The 19,981-nt window shown below is 35.8% G+C and carries 17 protein-coding genes, 1 tRNA gene and 1 other RNA gene; 16 read left to right on the forward strand and 3 right to left on the reverse strand.

Going from position 1 to position 19,981, the window contains the following annotated elements; all coding sequences use genetic code 11:
• The first annotated feature begins 8 nt into the window (after window positions 1–8).
• A tRNA-Pro gene (locus tag acsn021_RS04645) sits at window positions 9–83 on the forward strand.
• Window positions 84–202: 119 nt separating this feature from the next.
• Here the strand turns inward: acsn021_RS04645 and acsn021_RS04650 are convergent.
• Window positions 203–514, reverse strand: a complete 312-nt coding sequence (locus acsn021_RS04650) for a hypothetical protein (protein WP_184090388.1) — start codon at window positions 512–514, stop codon at window positions 203–205.
• Between the two features lie 409 nt (window positions 515–923).
• Here acsn021_RS04650 and acsn021_RS04655 point away from each other — a divergent pair, with 409 nt between their 5' ends.
• From acsn021_RS04655 to acsn021_RS04685, 7 genes are all read left to right on the forward strand, one after another.
• Window positions 924–1,928 (forward strand): deoxyguanosinetriphosphate triphosphohydrolase, encoded by a 1,005-nt coding sequence (locus acsn021_RS04655; RefSeq protein ID WP_243167778.1) that lies wholly within the window; start codon window positions 924–926, stop codon window positions 1,926–1,928.
• 199 nt (window positions 1,929–2,127) lie between these two features.
• Entirely contained in the window at window positions 2,128–3,912 is a 1,785-nt protein-coding gene (dnaG, locus tag acsn021_RS04660; RefSeq protein ID WP_184090394.1) for a DNA primase, read from the forward strand.
• Between the two features lie 96 nt (window positions 3,913–4,008).
• Window positions 4,009–5,097: an RNA polymerase sigma factor RpoD gene (rpoD, locus tag acsn021_RS04665; RefSeq protein WP_184090397.1), complete on the forward strand. Its 1,089-nt coding sequence runs from the start codon at window positions 4,009–4,011 to the stop codon at window positions 5,095–5,097.
• A gap of 283 nt (window positions 5,098–5,380) precedes the next feature.
• Window positions 5,381–6,100: a tRNA (adenine(22)-N(1))-methyltransferase gene (locus tag acsn021_RS04670; RefSeq protein WP_184090400.1), complete on the forward strand. Its 720-nt coding sequence runs from the start codon at window positions 5,381–5,383 to the stop codon at window positions 6,098–6,100.
• 93 nt (window positions 6,101–6,193) lie between these two features.
• Window positions 6,194–7,855, forward strand: a complete 1,662-nt coding sequence (locus acsn021_RS04675) for a nucleoside kinase (RefSeq protein WP_184090403.1) — start codon at window positions 6,194–6,196, stop codon at window positions 7,853–7,855.
• A 196-nt stretch (window positions 7,856–8,051) separates the two neighbouring features.
• On the forward strand, window positions 8,052–8,396 hold the full coding sequence (locus tag acsn021_RS04680; RefSeq protein ID WP_184090406.1) for a hypothetical protein: 345 nt from the start codon (window positions 8,052–8,054) through the stop codon (window positions 8,394–8,396).
• Between the two features lie 108 nt (window positions 8,397–8,504).
• Window positions 8,505–8,951, forward strand: coding sequence for an amidase domain-containing protein (locus acsn021_RS04685; protein WP_184090409.1), 447 nt, complete (start codon window positions 8,505–8,507; stop codon window positions 8,949–8,951).
• Window positions 8,952–9,050: 99 nt separating this feature from the next.
• On the opposite strand, the gene acsn021_RS04690 is transcribed toward acsn021_RS04685, so the two are convergent.
• Window positions 9,051–9,269, reverse strand: a complete 219-nt coding sequence (locus acsn021_RS04690; protein WP_197978595.1) for a helix-turn-helix domain-containing protein — start codon at window positions 9,267–9,269, stop codon at window positions 9,051–9,053.
• A 105-nt stretch (window positions 9,270–9,374) separates the two neighbouring features.
• Between acsn021_RS04690 and acsn021_RS04695 the strand changes: the two genes are divergently transcribed.
• The 7 genes from acsn021_RS04695 (at window position 9,375) to acsn021_RS04725 (ending at window position 17,073) form a co-directional block, all read left to right on the forward strand.
• On the forward strand, window positions 9,375–9,545 hold the full coding sequence (locus acsn021_RS04695; RefSeq protein WP_184090412.1) for a SymE family type I addiction module toxin: 171 nt from the start codon (window positions 9,375–9,377) through the stop codon (window positions 9,543–9,545).
• A gap of 153 nt (window positions 9,546–9,698) precedes the next feature.
• Window positions 9,699–10,077, forward strand: an RNA gene (gene rnpB, locus acsn021_RS04700) — RNase P RNA component class A.
• A gap of 510 nt (window positions 10,078–10,587) precedes the next feature.
• Window positions 10,588–11,289, forward strand: coding sequence for a response regulator transcription factor (locus tag acsn021_RS04705; protein WP_184090415.1), 702 nt, complete (start codon window positions 10,588–10,590; stop codon window positions 11,287–11,289).
• A complete protein-coding gene (locus acsn021_RS04710) occupies window positions 11,279–12,490 on the forward strand; it encodes a sensor histidine kinase (RefSeq protein WP_184090418.1) in 1,212 nt (403 codons plus the stop codon). The genes acsn021_RS04705 and acsn021_RS04710 overlap by 11 nt, the downstream gene beginning before the upstream one ends.
• Window positions 12,487–15,219: a hypothetical protein gene (locus tag acsn021_RS04715; protein WP_184090421.1), complete on the forward strand. Its 2,733-nt coding sequence runs from the start codon at window positions 12,487–12,489 to the stop codon at window positions 15,217–15,219. Before acsn021_RS04710 ends, acsn021_RS04715 begins: the two co-directional genes overlap by 4 nt.
• Window positions 15,194–16,126 (forward strand): ABC transporter ATP-binding protein, encoded by a 933-nt coding sequence (locus acsn021_RS04720; protein WP_184090424.1) that lies wholly within the window; start codon window positions 15,194–15,196, stop codon window positions 16,124–16,126. The genes acsn021_RS04715 and acsn021_RS04720 overlap by 26 nt, the downstream gene beginning before the upstream one ends.
• A 32-nt stretch (window positions 16,127–16,158) precedes the next feature.
• Window positions 16,159–17,073, forward strand: a complete 915-nt coding sequence (locus acsn021_RS04725) for an ABC transporter permease (protein WP_184090427.1) — start codon at window positions 16,159–16,161, stop codon at window positions 17,071–17,073.
• A 339-nt stretch (window positions 17,074–17,412) separates the two neighbouring features.
• Here the strand turns inward: acsn021_RS04725 and acsn021_RS04730 are convergent, their stop codons facing one another.
• On the reverse strand, window positions 17,413–18,204 hold the full coding sequence (locus acsn021_RS04730; protein ID WP_184090430.1) for a hypothetical protein: 792 nt from the start codon (window positions 18,202–18,204) through the stop codon (window positions 17,413–17,415).
• 658 nt (window positions 18,205–18,862) lie between these two features.
• On the opposite strand from acsn021_RS04730, the gene acsn021_RS22800 reads away from it, so the two are divergent.
• Window positions 18,863–19,900, forward strand: a complete 1,038-nt coding sequence (locus acsn021_RS22800; RefSeq protein ID WP_243167765.1) for a cell wall hydrolase — start codon at window positions 18,863–18,865, stop codon at window positions 19,898–19,900.
• The last annotated feature ends 81 nt before the right edge of the window (window positions 19,901–19,981 follow it).

The raw sequence follows: 19,981 nt of genomic DNA on the forward strand, positions 1-19,981 counted from the left end.
GTGACAATCGAGGCGTGGCTCAGCTTGGCTAGAGCGCTGTGTTAGGGACGCAGAGGTCGCAAGTTCAAATCTTGTCGCCTCGATTTTTTATTTACAGAGTAATTAAAGATAAAAATATAGCAGAAGCATGAAAGTGGATAAAATCCTGTTTCAAGCTTCTTTTTTGCATTGACCTATACTATGAAAAGTGTACTAAGTTAGATTAGTACATCAATTCCCAGAAATGCTCCAATATATGGTAACGAAGTAAGCAGGGCTGACACTTATTACTGATAAATGCAGTACAGGAATAAACAATCATTGGAAGGCCGGCATAATAATCTTCTTTCGGGTCAAAAACTTCATTAATTTTAATGTAATTGTCATTTCCTGACAAATCTTTGTATTCAAAATATAATGGTTTCATATTTCCATTAGGAGCAATAGCAACAATAACGCCGGTTTCAAGTTTCGAATAAAGTGTGCCGTTTAAAGATTGACCGGATGGATTTACGGCAAATGAAGTAATAAACATGGCAATACATCTTCCTTTAACTTAGAACAAATGTTCTTTTTTATAATTATAGCAGAACAAACGTTCTTTGGTCAATGAAAATAATTACCAAAGAGTAAAGGAAGTGAACCAATCATTATTTGTCATACTATATAAGGAATTCATTATTCGTTATGAGGAATAATTTATGAGCAGAAATTAATTATAAAAAATGAAAAATATTCAAAAATAAAAAAGGAAATAGGCAAGTTTCGTAGAATATTATTAGTATAGGGGATAATTATTGCAAATATTATTGCCCCAAGCTTGAATTAGTTAATTATCAGGCTGACAGACAACCGAAACATGGAGAAAGGAGCGTGACCTTATGATTGGTGATGGAACAAGAGAAGACAGATTAAAAGCTGGTAAAACAGAATTAAAACAGAATATGCGGCAAAAGTTAGAAATGAGGGAGCATGAGTACTTAAGTCCATATGCATCCTTTAGTGATAATTCGAAAGGACGGGACAGATACGAAGAACCCTGTGACATCCGTCCCATATACCAAAGAGACAGGGACAGGATACTCCATTCTAAATCCTTTCGCAGGTTGAAGCACAAAACACAGGTATTTCTGGCACCGGAAGGGGATCATTACCGTACCAGGCTGACGCATACATTAGAGGTGACCCAGAATGCCAGAACCATAGCAAGAGCGTTGAGACTTAATGAAGATTTGACAGAGGCAATTGCTTTAGGTCATGACTTAGGGCATACTCCTTTCGGACATGCAGGAGAAAGAGCTTTAAACAAAATCTGCCCTGATGGTTTTGAACATCATAAACAAAGCATAAGAGTGGTAGAATTATTAGATAATCATGGAAAAGGGCTGAATCTGACAAAAGAGGTAAGGGATGGTATCTTAAATCATCAGACCAAAGGAATACCATCTACCCTAGAAGGAAAGATTGTAAGACTTTCTGACAAAATAGCATATATAAATCATGATATTGACGATGCCATTCGAGGGCATATTATTACGGAAGACGACATTCCCCCAGAGTATACAAAGATCTTGGGCTACAGTTCAACCCAAAGGCTTAATACACTTATACATGATATTATTTCAAACAGTGAGAATCAAGAGGATATTGTTATGTCCCCGGAAGTGGAAAAAACCATGTTTGAGATGAGACGATATATGTTTTGCAGTGTATACACCAATCCGGTGGCGAAGGGGGAAGAACAAAAGGCAGAGGAAATGGTAGCTTATCTTTTTGAGTATTATACCGAACACTTGGAACTTTTGCCCGAGGAATATCTGGTCATGATAGAAAATCAGGGGGAAACCGCCGCCAGAGTAGTTTGTGACTATATTGCAGGAATGACAGACCGTTTTGCGGTGGCAAAGTTCAAGGAGCTTACCATTCCCCGTTCCTGGAGCATTTATTAGGGAGTCAGGAGTCATATTCTTAATGAACATAATCAGTATACGGATGCAGGGCAGGGTGTCTTGTAAGCGATGTGGCACCTTTAGTGGAAGTTATTACATTCTGTGGTATAATAAAGTGAGCTGTATGAATATACAAATGCAGAAAAGAAAAGATTTACAGTGACATATTGTCGCATTATAAATAAAGAAGGAGAGTTCCATGTTTTATCCTGAAGAGCTGGTGGAAGAAATAAGAATCAAAAACGATATAGTGGATGTAATCGGTTCCTATGTTAAGCTTCAGAAAAAAGGCGGCAGTCATATGGGGCTTTGTCCTTTTCATAACGAAAAATCCCCCTCCTTTAGCGTGAGCAGTTCAAAACAAATGTATCATTGCTTTGGCTGTGGAGTTGGAGGTAATGTTTTCACATTTATTATGGAGTATGAGAATTATACCTTTGTGGAGACGATAAAATACCTGGCCGGAAAAGCAGGCATTAATCTGCCAGAGGTGGAATATAGTGAGGAAGCCAAGAAGCAGGCAGGTTTAAAGAATCGATTGTTAGAGATTAATAAAGAAGCTGCAAAGTATTATTATTATCAGTTAAAATCAAACCGTGGACAAGCAGCTTATGAATATTTAAAAAATAGAGCATTGTCCGCGGAAACGATTAAAAAATTCGGTCTTGGATTTTCTAACAAAACCGGAGACGACTTGTATCAGTACCTAAAACATTTAGGATATGAAGATAGTATTCTAAAGGAAGCCGGCTTATTCAGTTTTGATGAAAAAAAGAAAGTATATGACAAATTCTGGAATCGGGTTATGTTTCCAATTATGGATGTGAATAACCGGGTAATCGGCTTCGGCGGCCGTGTTATGGGTGAAGGTACACCAAAATACTTAAATTCTCCAGAAACAAAATTATTTGATAAAAGCCGTAATCTGTATGGGCTTAATTTTGCAAGAATAGCCAGAAGACCCAATATTTTAATCTGCGAAGGCTATATGGATGTGATTGCCCTGCACCAGGCTGGCTTTACTAATGCCGTGGCTTCTCTTGGAACGGCCTTTACAGGTTTACAGGCGAATTTATTAAAACGTTATACGGGTGAGGTATTACTAACCTATGATAGTGACGAAGCAGGTACAAAGGCTGCCTTAAGGGCAATTCCCATCTTAAAGGAGGCAGGGCTGACAGTTAAAGTAATTGATATGAAGCCGTATAAAGACCCGGATGAGTTTATCAAAGCTTTGGGAGCCGATGAATTTACAAAACGGATAGAAAGTGCCAGGAATTCCTTCTTATTTGAAATTGATGTGCTGGAAAAGGAATATGATTTAAACGATCCGGAAGCAAAAACCAGGTTTTTTAATGAAGTTGCAAAAAAATTGCTGATATTTACCGAGGAAATCGAGAGAAACATATATACTCAAACGGTTGCAGACAAATACCTGATAGGTTTTGAAAACCTGAAAAAGCTGGTAAACCGTTATGGGGCGCAGCTCATAGGCGGACAGGTTCCCAGGTCAAAAGAAAGTGGAGTAGAAGGCAAACGGAAGAATGTTCCTGAGGATGGTATGAAGCAATCCCAAAAAATACTCCTGACTTGGTTGATTGAAGATACCAGAATATTCGATAAAATACAGGGAATTATCAAACCTGAGGATTTTACGGAGGAGCTCTATAAAGAAGTGGCGCAGATGGTTTTTGAGCAGTACAAAACAGAGCATACCGTAACTCCGGCTAAGATAATTAACCGTTTTGAAAGTAAAGAGGAACAAAATGAAACAGCTTCTCTTTTTAATATGTCTATGAACCATGAGATGAGTGACATGGAACGCGAGAAGGCACTGAATGAAACAGTACTCAGGATAAAGAAGAACAGTCTTGATTTACAAAGTAAAATGGCGATTGAAAATAATGATATTCTGGCACTCCAAAGCATTATAAAGGAACAGGCTGACTTACAAAAATTGCATATTTCCCTACATGATGGTTAAAATACTATATAGCTGTAGCATCAATGTATATAATTCCTTTCTATAGAAGAGCAACTTACAAAAAGATTCGTTCCAAAAAAGGAGGATGGATAAATAATGGATGAGAACATGGTTAAATTTTCAGAAAAGCTAAAAGAGCTTTTGGTTTTTGCCAAAAAGAAAAAGAATGTTCTTGAATTTCAGGAAATAAATGATTTTTTTGTCGATTTTGATATGGACCCCAATATGGTGGAAAGAATCTACGAATTTCTTGAAGCAAACAATGTAGATGTTTTGAGAATTACAGAAGATGAAGAAGATATTATATTAGAAGACGAAGACCTGGAAGAAATTGATTTTTCCATACCGGAAGGAATAAGCATTGACGATCCCGTCAGGATGTATTTAAAAGAAATCGGTAAAGTTCCCCTGTTAAGTGCAGATGAAGAGATTGAACTGGCAAGGAGAATGAAGGTTGGAGATGCTGAAGCAAAAAAACGACTGGCAGAGGCCAATCTCCGTCTGGTAGTTAGTATAGCAAAACGCTATGTAGGACGTGGTATGATGTTTCTTGACTTAATACAGGAAGGAAACCTAGGATTAATTAAAGCTGTGGAAAAGTTTGATTACACCAAAGGCTTTAAATTCAGTACCTATGCCACTTGGTGGATAAGGCAGGCGATTACAAGAGCCATAGCAGACCAGGCTAGAACCATTCGTATTCCGGTGCATATGGTGGAAACCATTAATAAGTTAATTCGTGTACAGAGACAGTTATTACAGGAATTAGGAAGAGAACCGTCACCGGAGGAGGTGGCAGCAGAAATGAATGTTCCGGTAGAGAGGGTACGGGAAATACAAAAGATTTCACAGGAACCGGTGTCATTAGAAACGCCTATCGGTGAAGAAGAGGACAGCCATCTGGGAGATTTTATACAAGATGACAATGTACCTGTACCGGCAGAAGCGGCTGCATTTACTTTATTAAAGGAACAATTAATTGATGTTCTTGGAACCTTAACAGATCGTGAACAAAAAGTTCTGCGTCTGCGGTTTGGACTAGATGATGGACGTGCCCGTACCTTAGAAGAGGTTGGTAAGGAATTTAATGTAACCAGAGAGCGTATCCGTCAGATAGAAGCAAAAGCCCTAAGAAAGTTAAGACATCCCAGCAGAAGCCGTAAATTAAAGGACTATCTGGAATAACTCGGACTAAATGGGTTAGTTAATTTCTGCTTGAGAACTTTAATTAAACCCAAAATAGTTTAAAAACATTCAGAGTAATAAAAAACTATAATAAATACAAGGGTAACGATTTATAGGAGGGTTGAAATGTATTATTAATACAAAATGAAACACTGATAAATCGTTATCTGAGGGCTTTTGCATAGATTTTATAAGAAGTGTATTTAGACACATTACAACAATAGTGTGCGAAATAAGAGCAAACAGTAAAGGTTTGAAATACAACGGAAAGGCATAGAAGACTTTGCAATTATCAATAAGACTAAAAGCAGTGGCGGATTCCGTTACAAAAGGAAACAGAGTTGCAGATGTAGGATGCGACCACGCCTACATATCCATATATTTAATTGAAAATAACATAGCACCCCAGGTTATAGCTATGGACGTGAATAAAGGACCTTTGGAAAGAGCAAAGGAAAATATCACGCTATACGGCTATGAAGAGAGAATTCAGACCAGACTGTCAGATGGTTTAGAGAAGCTTGTTCCCGGAGAAGCGGATACAATACTGCTAGCCGGTATGGGCGGAGCCCTTATGGTAAGAATTCTGACAGAGGGCAGGGCAGCAGTTAGCAAGTGCACAGAATTAGTCCTTCAGCCTCAGTCAGAATTACAGCTGGTAAGAAAATATCTTCATCAGATTGGGTACTCCATTGTAGAAGAACATATGGTAAAAGATGAGGGTAAGTTCTACACCATTATAAAAGCAGTAATATCCGATGCAGGGACAGAATTATATTCCGGTGAGGTGTATTACTTGTATGGAAAAAAGTTATTAGAGCAGGGGCTGCCGGTAGTGAAGGAATATTTAGACAGGGAAAAATGTCTTCGCTTGGAAGTAGTTGAAGCCTTAGAACAGAAACCTACAGACAAAACTGTCTTAAGACTGGTAGAGATTAGGCAGGAGCTTTTATATATTGAAGAAGCTATGAAACTGATGCAAAAAGATGACGTAAATCCATGAAAATCCGTTTCGTCTTAAAGTTAACGGCATACTATAACAAGTATAAAAAAATAGCGGCGAGACTTCGGCAGAATTTTGGAGAATGGAGGCTTTATGGAAGAAAAAGTTCAGATTGAAATAGATGGAGAAATCAAGGTTTACCCAAAGGGCATCCGATTACTGGATATCAGCAGGGAATACCAGAAAAACTATAAAGAAGATATTATTCTTGCATATATAAATAATAAATTAAGAGAATTACCAAAGACGGTACAAAAAGACTGTAAGATACGGTTTGTTACCACTGCTGACGATGCAGGGCATAAAACCTATAACAGGGGTCTAACGCTGGTTATGTTAAAAGCGATGTACAGCGTAATTGGAGCAGACAATATTAATAAAATATCTGTTGAATTTTCCATTGGTAACGGTTTATATTGCCAGCCGGATATAAAAGTCCCCATTACAGAGGGATTATGTAAGGCAATCAAAGAGAAGATGGAAGATTTAATTCAAAAGGATTTTCCTATTATGAAAAGGTCTATGGGAACTGATGATGCTATTGAGTTATTTAATTTCTACGGAATGCATGATAAAGAGAAGCTATTCCATTACCGCAGGGTGTCAAAGGCAAATATATATAATCTGGAAGGTTTTGAAGATTATTATTATGGCTATATGCCGCCCAGTACCGGCATGTTGAAATACTTTGACCTTTTTCCATACGGCGGAGGAGTAATCCTTTTATTGCCGGAAAAAAGAAGCACGAAAGAATTAGAAGCCTTTGTTCCACAGGAAAAGCTGTTCTATACTTTAATGGAGTCTAACCGCTCTAGCAGCAACATGGAAATCGAGACCGTGGGGGCTTTAAATGATGCAATCGTAGAAGGCAGAATTAATGATTTAATCCTGACCCAGGAGGCTCTCCAGGAAATGAAAATCGGGGAAATTGCTGAGCAGATAAAGACATCCGGCAAGAAATTCGTTATGATTGCAGGTCCGTCCTCCTCCGGGAAAACCACCTTTTCTCACAGGTTATCCATACAGCTGAAAACCCATGGTTTAACACCTCATCCCATTGCAGTGGACGACTATTTTGTAGAACGTGATATGACTCCTTTGGATGAAGAAGGAAAACCCAATTATGAATCGCTATATTCTATTGATTTGGAAAGCTTTAATAAAGATATGACCGATTTACTGGCGGGCAAAACCGTTGAACTTCCAAGCTTTAACTTTAAAACCGGGCATAGGGAATACAAAGGCAAATACAAGACCCTTGGAGCAAATGATATTCTTGTTATCGAGGGTATTCATGGTTTAAATGATAAAATGTCTTACAGCCTTCCAAGGGAAAGTAAATTCAAAATCTACATCAGTGCTTTGACTTCTCTGAACATAGATGAACATAACCGTATACCGACCACTGATTTACGATTAATAAGACGTATGGTAAGAGATGCCAGAACCAGAGGGGTATCCGGTACCCAGACCATTAACATGTGGCCATCCGTGAGACGGGGGGAAGAAGAAAATATTTTCCCTTATCAAGAGGATTCGGATGTAATGTTTAATTCCGCTTTGATTTATGAGCTGGCTATCTTAAAACAATATGCAGAACCTGTATTATTTGGAATTCGTAAGGATTCTGAGGAATATGTGGAAGCCAAACGACTTCTTAAATTTTTGGATTATTTTCTTGGAGTAAGCAGTGAAGCAGTGCCACAGAATTCGATATTAAAAGAATTCGTAGGGGGAAGTTGTTTTAAAGTTTAATTATAAGTTGTTCAAATGATATAAAAGAACAGGCAAAAAAATATCAACTGAGTGAAAACTCTATTGATATTTTTTTGTGTATAATAAAGTTTAGTTATACTTATTTTGAGTAGAGGGAAAATAAAATTGACATAATTGTAAAAAAATGGTGTATTATTAATGTAATACTAATTTATATTGAATAGGAGAGCAATAAATGGTGAAGAAAAAGTTTATAGTAGTTTTGGCAATATTTATCTTTGTTATTATTTTTATATCTCCAATTCTGTTTCAGGAAGGTAATCCAATACCGATAATCAATGCAATAATAAAATTGAATTCGAGTGATATGAACTTTGTTCAAATATCTGATAATCCCGATAGGTACATTAGTAAAGCAGGAGAGGGTAATGATATATTAATACAATATATGGATGGGGAAGGATGGAAATTTATTGAACAGAATGGTTCTGCTTACTTTTTTTTAAAGGATAATAGTGAACTAATGGTTAAAAGTACAAAATATACTGGAAAGTACATAATTTGGACATGGAGTGATTGATGTTTTCGTTAAAAATTGAACTGTCTTACTATAAAATAATTTTTTTAGTATTATAGTAAAACATAATACTATGCCAAGGAAGCAGGACAAAGTCAAACAGATAATACTATGTGGGATTCAGATGGAAGCTTAGGAGGAAAAACTCGAAGAGGATGGAATAATTGTACAAATTTTGTTTCACAATGCTTATATGCGGGTGGAGTATCCCAGATAGGTCATGAAAGCGGACCTTATTCATCAACTAGTTGGTATTATGAAGATTTCTTTTTATCAAAACCTTCATATACATGGGGCGGTGCACAAAACTTTTATAACTTTTGGTTTTGGAGAGTTGGTGTAAAAAGCTATGCTTCGTCCGTAGAAGCAGGCGACCCAATAAGTATTGATTTTGATGGAGACGGAAGTATTGACCATACAGTAATCGTGACACGTTTGGGTACTACTGGAAATTATGCAACGGCCTATATAACTCAGCATACTTATGATAAATTTGAAGAAAAAAGTGTGAAAAATTTGTATGATAGTGGATATACTATTTACATATACGATATTTAAATGTAAATTATAAATCTAGGGATTAACAATAAACATAGTATAGTAAAGTGTAAATCTTTCCAATGGACAAGTTTTCTTGATTCATTGGAAGGATTTTTTCTATTTATAAAATTTTTTATTATCGGTACGTCCTAATAAATAATCTGTTGAAGTATTATAATAGTCAGCCAATGTAATCAGGTGATGAACAGGTATTTCTTGAATACCTAATTCATATTTACTGTATTGTTGCTGAGTTGTATTCAGCAATTTAGAAATCTGCCCCTGAGTCAAATCTCTATCCTCTCGTAAATCCTTAATTCGTTTATAGATATACATAATAGCACCTCCGATAAATACATTATCATACATCTTATCAGGAGTATTGACTTTACATCTTATTAGGCGTATAATTAAATTATAAAATGAAAGGGGGAGTGGTTTATGAAGTTGAAAACCAGATGTTTAAAAGTATATCAATCGTATTATAAAAGACAACCAATTCCTGAAATTATACTGAAAGGGCAGTGGTTGAATGGAACTGGATTTTCAATTGGTGATATTATTGAGGTATGCTGTAAAGAGAATGAGATTGTAATAACGAAAAAAACATAAAACATAAAATTTTAAATGAACTGCAAATGTACAAGGAACAAAACTGACCACATATCTGCATTTCATTAACAAAATCGTTTTTCATACATTTGTCGTGTTTTTAATGACAAAACTATTTACAAAAGGTATGTTTCGTGTTACAATAACATATTGTGAGTAGCACAGATGATCGCGCCTATAAGTGTCGAAAGACCATAGGTGAGGAAAGTCCGAGCTTCATAGGGCAGGGTGCCGGATAACGTCCGGTGGAGGCGACTCTAAGGATAGTGCAATAGAAATATACCGCCGGCTTTTTGCCGGTAAGGGTGGAATGGTGGGGTAAGAGCCCACCGCCTGGTTGGTAACAAACAGGGCACATGTAAACCCCACTCGAAGCAAGACCGAATGTAAAGCGATACGGCGGCCCGTCGTGCTTTAGGGTAGGTCGCGGTTTGTAAATCGTATATACGATTGAGAACGAGCCATGTGGTAACACCTGGCAAAGATAGATGATCATTTAATACAGAACTCGGCTTATAGTGCTGCTCATTTAAAAAACCTCCTGAAATGGTAATTTTAAGGAGGTATTTTTGTGTCTTACAATAGTTTGTTATTGACAGCTGATTATATATCTGAATACTCATTCTGCCTAGGGTGTGTCTGAAAACTGCTTGTGCCGGGCTGGATACACTTTGAGGTATAGTACATCATGGTTTAGGCATGCAGTACGATTCATAAAGCAAGCACTGTAAGAAAGCTGACATAGAATTGGCAGGGTTTCTTAAGAAAAAAGTAAAGACTTTTAGGGGTATATATGCTAGTATGAAATTAATCTTAGATTCCCAAAATATTACGCTGTAACCCTTGTATCTACTGGAGTTTTAAGTCAGATACCGAAAGGATAATGAATAAAAAAGAATATAAGAGTAACAAATAAAGATACTAAGAAAAAAGCAATGTAGTTCGGAAATTCTTGAGATAAAAAAGAAAATTATAATAGAAATTGAAAAGAACGATTCAGTAAAGTATAAATGTTGAAATACAACGAAAGGACAGGATTATTATGGAACAAGTCAGTATTTTAGTTGTAGATGATGATAAAGAAATTGCAGAACTTGTTGAAATACATCTTATTGGTGATGGATATCAGGTATTTAAGGCATTTAGTGCTAAGGAAGGGTTTGAGATTCTGGAACGGGAAGATATCAAATTGATAATACTTGATATTATGATGCCGGGAACGGATGGTTTAAGTATGTGCAAAACAATTCGTAACACCAGCACGATTCCAATCATAATGCTAAGTGCCAAATCTGCTGATTTGGATAAAATCATAGGTCTTGGAACCGGAGCAGATGATTATGTGATAAAACCTTTCAATCCTTTGGAATTGACTGCCAGAGTAAAATCTCAGCTTAGACGATATACAAAATTCAACCCAAATTCTTTTGAAGATAAATTAAATAAAGAAATTATGGTGAACCACCTAATTATTAATAAAGAAGACCACCGTGTTATAGCATACGAAAAAGAAGTGAAACTAACCCCTATTGAATTCGATATTTTATATCTGTTGGCTACCAACCCGGGCAGGGTATTCAGTACGGATGAAATATTTGAGCGAGTATGGAATGAAAAGATGTATGAAGCCAATAATACGGTTATGGTTCATATACGAAGATTACGGGAGAAAATAGAGATGGACTCTAGGAATGCTCAAATCATTAAAACGGTATGGGGAGTAGGGTACAAAATTGAAAAATAGTATTTTTAAAAGCTTTCGTTTTGAAATAGTGTTATATAGTCTGTTGAGCCTGGTATATACTCTTTTGACTGAGGCACTGCTATATTTTGGATTCTATCTGGTATACCGGGTTGTAAACGGTAATAAGATGTATGGGCAGATTAAATATGGTAATTTGGCAAATAGGGCGGCAGGTAATGGAGCGAGTCTGAATTATACTCCTAACAATATTCAAAATAGCTTTACAGGGGATGGCAGAATTCCGACAAAAGGTTTTATTGTCTTCATGGTTATCATAGCTTTTTTAGTGGGAGTATTATTATTTACCATCTATTTTCTTTTTCTTACTAAAAAGTTTGGTACTTATTTGGAACGGATAGCAGGAGGAATTACAGAAATAGCTGCCGGTAATTTTAATACCCGAATAGAAATTGATAATGACGATGAGTTTGCTTTAATTGCAGCAAAGTTAAATCAGATGGCAGGTGACATAAAACAATTAATTGAAAATGAACGCAATAGTGAAAATACCAAGAATCAGTTAATAACCAGCGTGGCGCATGACTTAAGGACACCATTAACCTCAATAATTGGATATCTTTCCTTGGTATCCGATAAAGATAAACTCACTCCGGAAACCAAGGAAAGATATATTGAGATTGCATACAGTAAGTCAAAGCGGCTGGAAAAATTAATTGAAGATTTATTCTCCTATACTAAATTCAGTTTTGGAGAAGTAACGATGGAATTGGCAAAGCTTAATATGGTAAAGTTAATTAATCAATTGGTGGATGAATTTTATCCAAGCTTTCAGGAAAGTGGTTTGGAATATGAATTTAGCACTACTATTGGTTCCGTATATGTAAAAGGAGATGGTAATCTGCTGGCTAGGGCTTTCGCTAATTTAATCAGCAATGCCATTAAATATGGCAAAGATGGAAAAAGTGTAAGAATAAAGCTGGAAACAATTGATGGAAAGGTGATAACAACAGTTACAAATTACGGAAGGCTTATACCGGAACAGGAACTGCAAAATATATTCGAACGTTTTTATCGTTTAGAGGGCTCCAGGTCCAGTGAAACAGGAGGTACAGGACTTGGCTTGGCAATTGCCAAGAATATAATAAATATGCATGGAGGCACAATAGGAGTGAGAAGTGATTTTAACGGAACTGTTTTTGAGGTAGTCTTGGATGAACAGAAGGAAGGCATGGAAGGATGAAGAGAAAAAAAGGCAGTATAAGGAATCGCTTACTGATTTTGGTAGCTTTTCTTATCACGGGTACCATTTTTGCATTTCTATCATCCCAAAGTAAAGGTCTGTTCCGGATATCAAAATATGGAAATATCATGACCGCAGAAGCTAGTGAGCCAGAAACCGGAGATATAAAAGTATCTGGTTCAAGGAAGTCTATGAGTATAGAGTATGGGTATGATCAATATGTAAAATATGGTCGCTATATAAGTGTAAGTGCAACCATAGACAGCGAGGAAGATGATAGTTTTCAAGGTTGGTTTGAGGTAATTTCTCCTAAAGAAGGACAAAACACAGTATATCGCAGGGAAGTTAAGCTGGCCAAACAAAGTGAAACAAAAGCAACCATATATATGCCTGTAATTGATGACTCTGGATATATACAGGTAAAGCTTCTTAACAAAGACGAGTCTACCATTTTAGAGAAAAAGATAAAAGTAAAGCTAGGTAATTATGAAAAATTAGTTTATGTAGGGGTTTTAAGTGATAATCCTACGGACTTAAAATATCTGGAAAGTCTGGGTAACAGGGTTTTTTACCTGAATAAAGATACACTTCCTCAGAACTATCTTGGATTAGATTTACTGGATGTACTGGTAATAAACGAATTTGACACAGGCAAGCTGGCGGATGAACAGATAGAAGCAATCCTTAAATGGACAAAACAAGGAGGAAGTCTGGTTTTTGGTACGGGTGTGCATGGCAGTAAAACACTGAAAGCGTTTAAAACAGAGCTGCATCTAAAAGGTTCAGAAAAAGTAGCTGAAAGTGCAGTTAATCTTTGTGATAGATTGGGAGGAATTAAGGAATTAAAGCAGGTAATTCTTGACTTAGAAGAAAGCAGAAGGATGTTTTTAGATAACGTCAAGAGCAGGAATGACATGCTCGCCTTTTATGGAGATGAATCCATAGAAATAGATTATTCTATCTTTGATAAGTGGACCAAAAACAAAGTAAATAATCTTAGGGAAGAGATAGTAGATAAGCACATCTATGATATAGCGTTTGCAAATGATTATGAAACAGTTTTATCCCAAGAGAATTTAAATCTTTTAATAAAGCATCCTTATGAGTATGGAAATATACAGCTATTTACCTTTGACTTGGGACTTAAGAACACCGAAGTTACAACCGGTCTTACGGTTATAACAGCTATACGGAACAACTTAAGTTATACGAAACAGAATCAGTTAGAGAATGAATATTATGGTTCAGATAATAACTACGGTATCTATAGCAATGTATCAAGAGGATATACCGATAAGGTGCCTATGGCAGGCGGTTATATCATTGTACTTGTAATTTATATAATTTTAGTTGGCCCAATTGCATATCTTGTGCTGAAAAAGTTAGATAAACGAAGTCTCGCATGGGGGATTATACCTGCACTTGCAGTAGTATTTACAGTTTTCATATTTATTATGGGCTCTAAGACAAGAATTGATGAGCCGTATGCAGGATACGTGAAGCTTTTGAACTTTAATAAAGGAAATACGGCGGAAGAAAATTTATACTTTTCTCTGACGGCACCTTTTAATACAGCATACTCTATTATTTTGGATAAAAAATATAAAGTGACGGAGATGTCAGGTAACAGTCCTGCTATTTATAATTACGGAAGAAAAGTAGAAGTAGACTTTGCTAATACGGTATCTACAATTCAATATGGATTTGAACATACCGAGTTAAAAATTCAAAATAATCCGGCCTTTACACCGGTATACTACCAGTCAGAAAACACCTTTAATGTACCAAATAAACTAAGTACGGAGATTTCATATACAGGAGAAGAATTAAAAGGAACGATTGATAATGGGTTTGATTTTGATATTTCCAATGCGTTTCTTGTCAGTGATGGATATATAGTTGCTTTAGGGGAGTTGAAAAAAGGGGAGAAGGTAGTGCTTGCTGATAAGCAACATCTATTTTTAAATGCAAAAGATGATTTATATAGTGAGGAAATTCTGAGAAAATTAAGTGGAAAACAAGAGACTCAGAAGAACTTAACAGCAAAGGAAAATAATATAGCAGGTATTTTGACATATCTGATTGAAAATAACCAGATTTGGGAAGCGAATCAAAGTTATCTATTTGGGTTTGCGAATGACAAGGGGGATCAGATAAGCGAAGGTGATACTACGGTAAAAGCTTATAAAGAGCAGGATTTTACTTTATTAACAGATAATATTCTTACTGAAATACAAAGCCAGATTACTACTTATGGAATGACGGTCTTAAAGTTTGCAATTGATGTAAATTACGCAAACGGAGATAAGTCCTTTGTATCTTCTCTGGATCCTTATATTGTTATGGAAGAAGGTCATTATGATAAGTACAATCAAGCCAGGTACTTAACCAGTAACGATATGAATATCGAGTATCATCTTCCTGAAAATGAAAAAGTAACATCCTTTGAATTTCTTCAGAATAGAAATCAGGAAAACAGGAATGATTATTTGAAAAATTTTGAAGGTGTTGTCTATTTTAAAAATATAAAAACAAATAATTTTGATGAAGTGTATCGTTCTGGAACAAGCAGCAGTGTTACGGATGTAGACAAATATTTAACAAAAGATAATACTATAACTGTCCGCTACAGTACGGATATGTCTTTAAAAGGCTATCAGATTGTATTGCCTCATATTTCATATTGGAAGGAGGGGACAGCAAATGCTGATAATAAAGAATCTAACTAAAAGGTACAGTAAAAACATTGCACTAGATAATCTGAATCTAAATATAAAAAAGGGTGAAATATTCGGATTTGTGGGCCCCAACGGCGCTGGTAAGACTACTACTATGCGAATTGTAACTGGTTTACTAAAAGCAGATTCTGGCGATGTGTATATAGATGGGGTAAATGCCAGCAGTAATCAAAAGATACTCAAAAGTAAGATTGGCTATATGCCTGATTTTTTCGGAGTATATGATAACTTAAAAGCAATGGAGTACATGGAGTTCTATGCTTCCATATATGGAATAGTCGGTAAGGAAGCTAAGAAGTTATGTCAGGAATTAATGGATTTGGTGCAGTTGTCAGAAAAGGCAGACAGTTATGTCGATGAAATGTCAAGAGGTATGAAGCAGCGTCTGTGTTTGGCTAGAAGCCTTGTTCATAATCCAGAACTGTTAATACTGGATGAACCTGCTTCCGGCTTGGATCCGAGAGCCAGGTATGAAATGAAAGAAATTTTAAAAGAGCTTCATTATAGAGGAATGACAATTTTAATCAGCTCACACATTCTTCCGGAACTTGCTCAAATGTGCAGTCATATTGGAATCATTGAAAAAGGGAAGATGGTAGTGTCTGGCACAGTAGATGAAATTATATCTGCAAGAGGTGCGGCAAGACCTATTCTTATAAAATGTACAGATGAGCAAGAGAAGGCAGTTGAAATATTAAAACAAAATCGATTTACAAGAAATATAACCATTAGAGATAACCTAATTACCATATTATTTGGTGGAGATGAAGTACAGGAAGCGGCTCTTTTATCGTCGATGATACAACACGGGGCACATATTTCTTCTTTTGCCAGAGAAGAAAGTAATTTAGAGACATTATTTCTACAGATTACTACCCAGGAAGAACAGGCTACTTAAGTATATTAATAACTTAGAAAGGGATTTAAAATATGTTAAAACTAAATCCGGTCTATCAAAGAGAATTGAAAACAGGAGTAAGAAGTTTTAGGACGGCTCTTATTATATTTGGCTACAATGGGCTGTTGGCTCTTTTTGGACTGTTTGCCTTTTACGTAACCTTTGAATATGAACACCGGTTTGGAGGAAGTGTTAACTATGCTTCTATTTTAAGGATATATGCGATTATTGCGGCAACAGAATTCTGTCTAGTGTTATTTTCTGTTCCGGCGTTAACTGCCGGAGCTATAGCGGGTGAGCGGGAAAAGCAGACTCTGGAAATTCTTCTTACCACAAAGCTTTCACCCCATCAGATAATAATGGGAAAACTTGCTTCATCTATTAGTATGATGATATTGCTAGCATTTTCAAGCCTGCCGGTTCTGGCACTGGTATTTTCAGTTGGTGGAGTTACTTTGAAGGATTTTGCAGAGTTCATGTTATTAGTCATCGTTACTGCCATATATATAGGAAGTATTGGTATATTTTTTTCAGCGTTATTTAAAAAGACAACCTCAGCAACAGTTACTACCTATGGAACTTTATTGATTCTGGTAGTTGGAACCATAGGAGTTACCTGGATTATTAACGTGATACTTCAGATGAAGCTAGATAATATAAATGTAGAAGGAACGATATATCAGACGGCTGATGTTGGTAACTGGCTTCTTCTTTGGTTGGTCAATCCTGCAATAACCTGTTTGTCTATGATAGAACGACAGATTGGAACGGGTAAAGAATTAAATAATCTTTTAAGTAGCTTTGGTTCTGTTTCGCTTCGGATACGGAACAACTGGTTTTTTATAAGTTCAGTTCTTCAATTAGGAATATCAATAGTACTTCTGAGCCTTTCATCAAGATTGCTAGATCCCCTTAGAAAGCGATGTCATCGGCAGAAAGATCATTAGAATAAAGAATGAGTCAAAAATAGCCATCGGATTCCAATACTAGATAAGGTGTTAAATATCATGTATGGTAATGCAACCGATGGCTTCTTTTTGGAATATGAAAATGGAAGAAGAATAATATAAGAACATTATAACACATAAATAAAAAAAAGGTAGTGTTTTTTTATAATTATTTTAAAAAAATTTAATTTTACTAATGAAAAACTACTTGTAAGTAAAAAAAGCACTGTAAATATAACAGTATTCTATATTTACAGTGTTAGTTATAAAATTTCATTATGTATCGTTAGGATTCTGTCAATTCGTTGTAATAGGAATGGTTGTTAAATATTTGTACTATTACAGAGTATAATTCCTGATTTTTTTTGAGATTCTCACGCTGTGATAAATTCTCGCATATTCTATTTCATCAACGGTATTAATGTAATTCTCCGGAAAATCTTTTTGCAATCCCTTATCTTTTAAAATTCTTGCAGCTTTATTATAAGCAATTGCTGCTTCCTGTTCGGTTGAGTATCTTCCTATAATAAAGTCACCCTTAATATGTATCTTAGCAGTATAAGAGGGGAATCCCTTATTTTGTTCCTTTATTACACCGTAATATTTATTAATGACCTCAATATTTGCATAGCGGTAATCCGTATCGTCCCCGTTGACAAAACGATAATCCCTGCCTGTCACTGCATAATTACGAATTCCGTAACGGGACAAGATGTTAACCTGCATACCATAATCAGAAACAAAAAGATGGCCACCCCTTACCATAATCTTGTGATGTGCATAATAAAACAAATCATCAATATCAAACTTGAAGAGTTTCTTCTTATTTATATAGTAAACAAAATATCGATTCTTCAAATAAATTGGATTTTTAAAATACATACCGTTATCACGAAAATTTATTAAGATTACCCATTTTTCGAAGGGTAAAGAAAAACTAGAATTATAATCGTCAATTGTATGCATATTCTCGCGTAAGATTTCACTGGCAGTAAGGTAAGCAAAATTACCCGATATCTCATCGTCATAGCTTCCCAGACTGATGTGTTTGTTGAGATAAGTAATGGAAGTTCGATAATAGGTCTGACCATTCTTTCTGGTGGCTTTTGTTACTCCGGTTAGTGATGGCAAATGTTGTTCCCTCCTGACATATAAAAGGTATAATTGCGCTACTTTTCTGATAATTACAACATAATTCCTCATGGATGTCAATGGGACTATCAGAGGAGGGGATGTGGAAAAAGGGCTTAAGAGAACCATATAGTATTCTATTGGAATAGAAAACTAGAATGTATGTACGATTAAACCAAGTGTTAGCCACCCATGAAAAATCAAGGACAAGCTGTAATAAGTCAAGAAAGCAAATATTACACAAACATTAATAAAATATTACGAGATTTAATAATTAATAAGTATGCAAAATGGCTTAAATCAAAGAGTTTATAAAAAAATGAGAAAAAAAGAATGGTTAATTGTATAAAGCATAAAAAAGGTGTGTAAAATATTTAATAAATAGTTAATAATTTGTTAAAAAATAATTGGACAAGATGAATATAAAATAACTATTTTTATGAATGGAATTTGTGCATTAGTTTATCCCTAGACAAATGGTGGAAAATTAATTATGTTGTATCTTCCAAAAATAGTTGATACTTATTGACAGGTTTATGCGAGATGATATAATGCATGATAAGCGCTTAAACAAGGTTTGCCTGAGATTGTTGTTTGAGTAGCTGCCTAAGCTCCATTCGGCGGAGTTATTATAAATCAAAGAAAAGAGGATGTATCTATGCTAAAAATACACTCGTTTCTTCGAAGGGTTAAGAAGCCGATTCGTAAATTAGTACCAAGTCATTTAGGCAAATATAAAATAAGTCTGGCAGTAATTGCATATGCAATGGTGACAGTCTTGTTTATTCTTACCCCTGACTATATCTATGGCAGCGGTAAAACGAATGTGGAGACTCATGTTAAAGCGGAGAAAACACATCAGGTTGTCCCGGATATAGTTGAAGAAACAGCCAATGAAGCCATAGTGCGTTTTGATCAAGTGTATTTAAACAGTCAATTCATATTATGTGACCTTACCACTGATGGTACCCCGGTGGAAAGTTCCTTGCTTCAGAAACAAAGCCTTGCAGTAGAAGGTGGAAACAATACTTACTCAGTAACTGATGACAAAAACGATTCGAATAAAGAAACAGAAAAAGATAAAATAACCGCAGAACAGGCAGATGCGGAAACTATGAAGAAGGTTGATAGTGGTTCAACCAAAGAGAATTCGAGAAAAGAAACCAAGAGTGCTGTAAGTAGTACAGCTAATGAACAAGAGACAGAGTCTAAGAAAAAAGCAGAAGAAGCTAAAGTGGCAAAAGAAGCCGAAGAAAAAAAAGCCGATGAAAAAGAAAAAGAATCCGATAAGAGAAAAGACTATGTCATTAATTTGAATGAAGAAGAAATCGAAATCTTACAACGAATCGTAGAAGCAGAAGCAACCGGAGAAGACATAAAAGGTAAAATGCTGGTAGCAAACGTCATCTTAAACAGAGTAAACAATAAGAGTTTTCCGAATACTGTTAAAGGAGTTGTTTTCCAGAAAAATGGAAACATCTATCAGTTCTCACCAACAAAGGATGGAAGGTACTGGTCGGTAAAAATAACTAAGGATACCAAAAAAGCAGTAGAAAGAGTTTTGCAAGGAGAAGATTATTCCAAAGGGGCATTATACTTCTCAGCCCGCTCCAGAGCAGACAAGAACAGCATGCGTTGGTTTGATAGGAACCTGGAATTCTTGTTTCAATATGGTGGACATGAATTCTTCCGTTAAGCAAAGATTAAAGAGTATTAAGTCAACAACTGTTTAAAAGCAGACCTGATAAGGAAACGGCAATGACCGTTAACGGATCAG

Source organism: Anaerocolumna cellulosilytica (assembly GCF_014218335.1).
GTDB classification, from domain to species: domain Bacteria; phylum Bacillota; class Clostridia; order Lachnospirales; family Lachnospiraceae; genus Anaerocolumna; species Anaerocolumna cellulosilytica.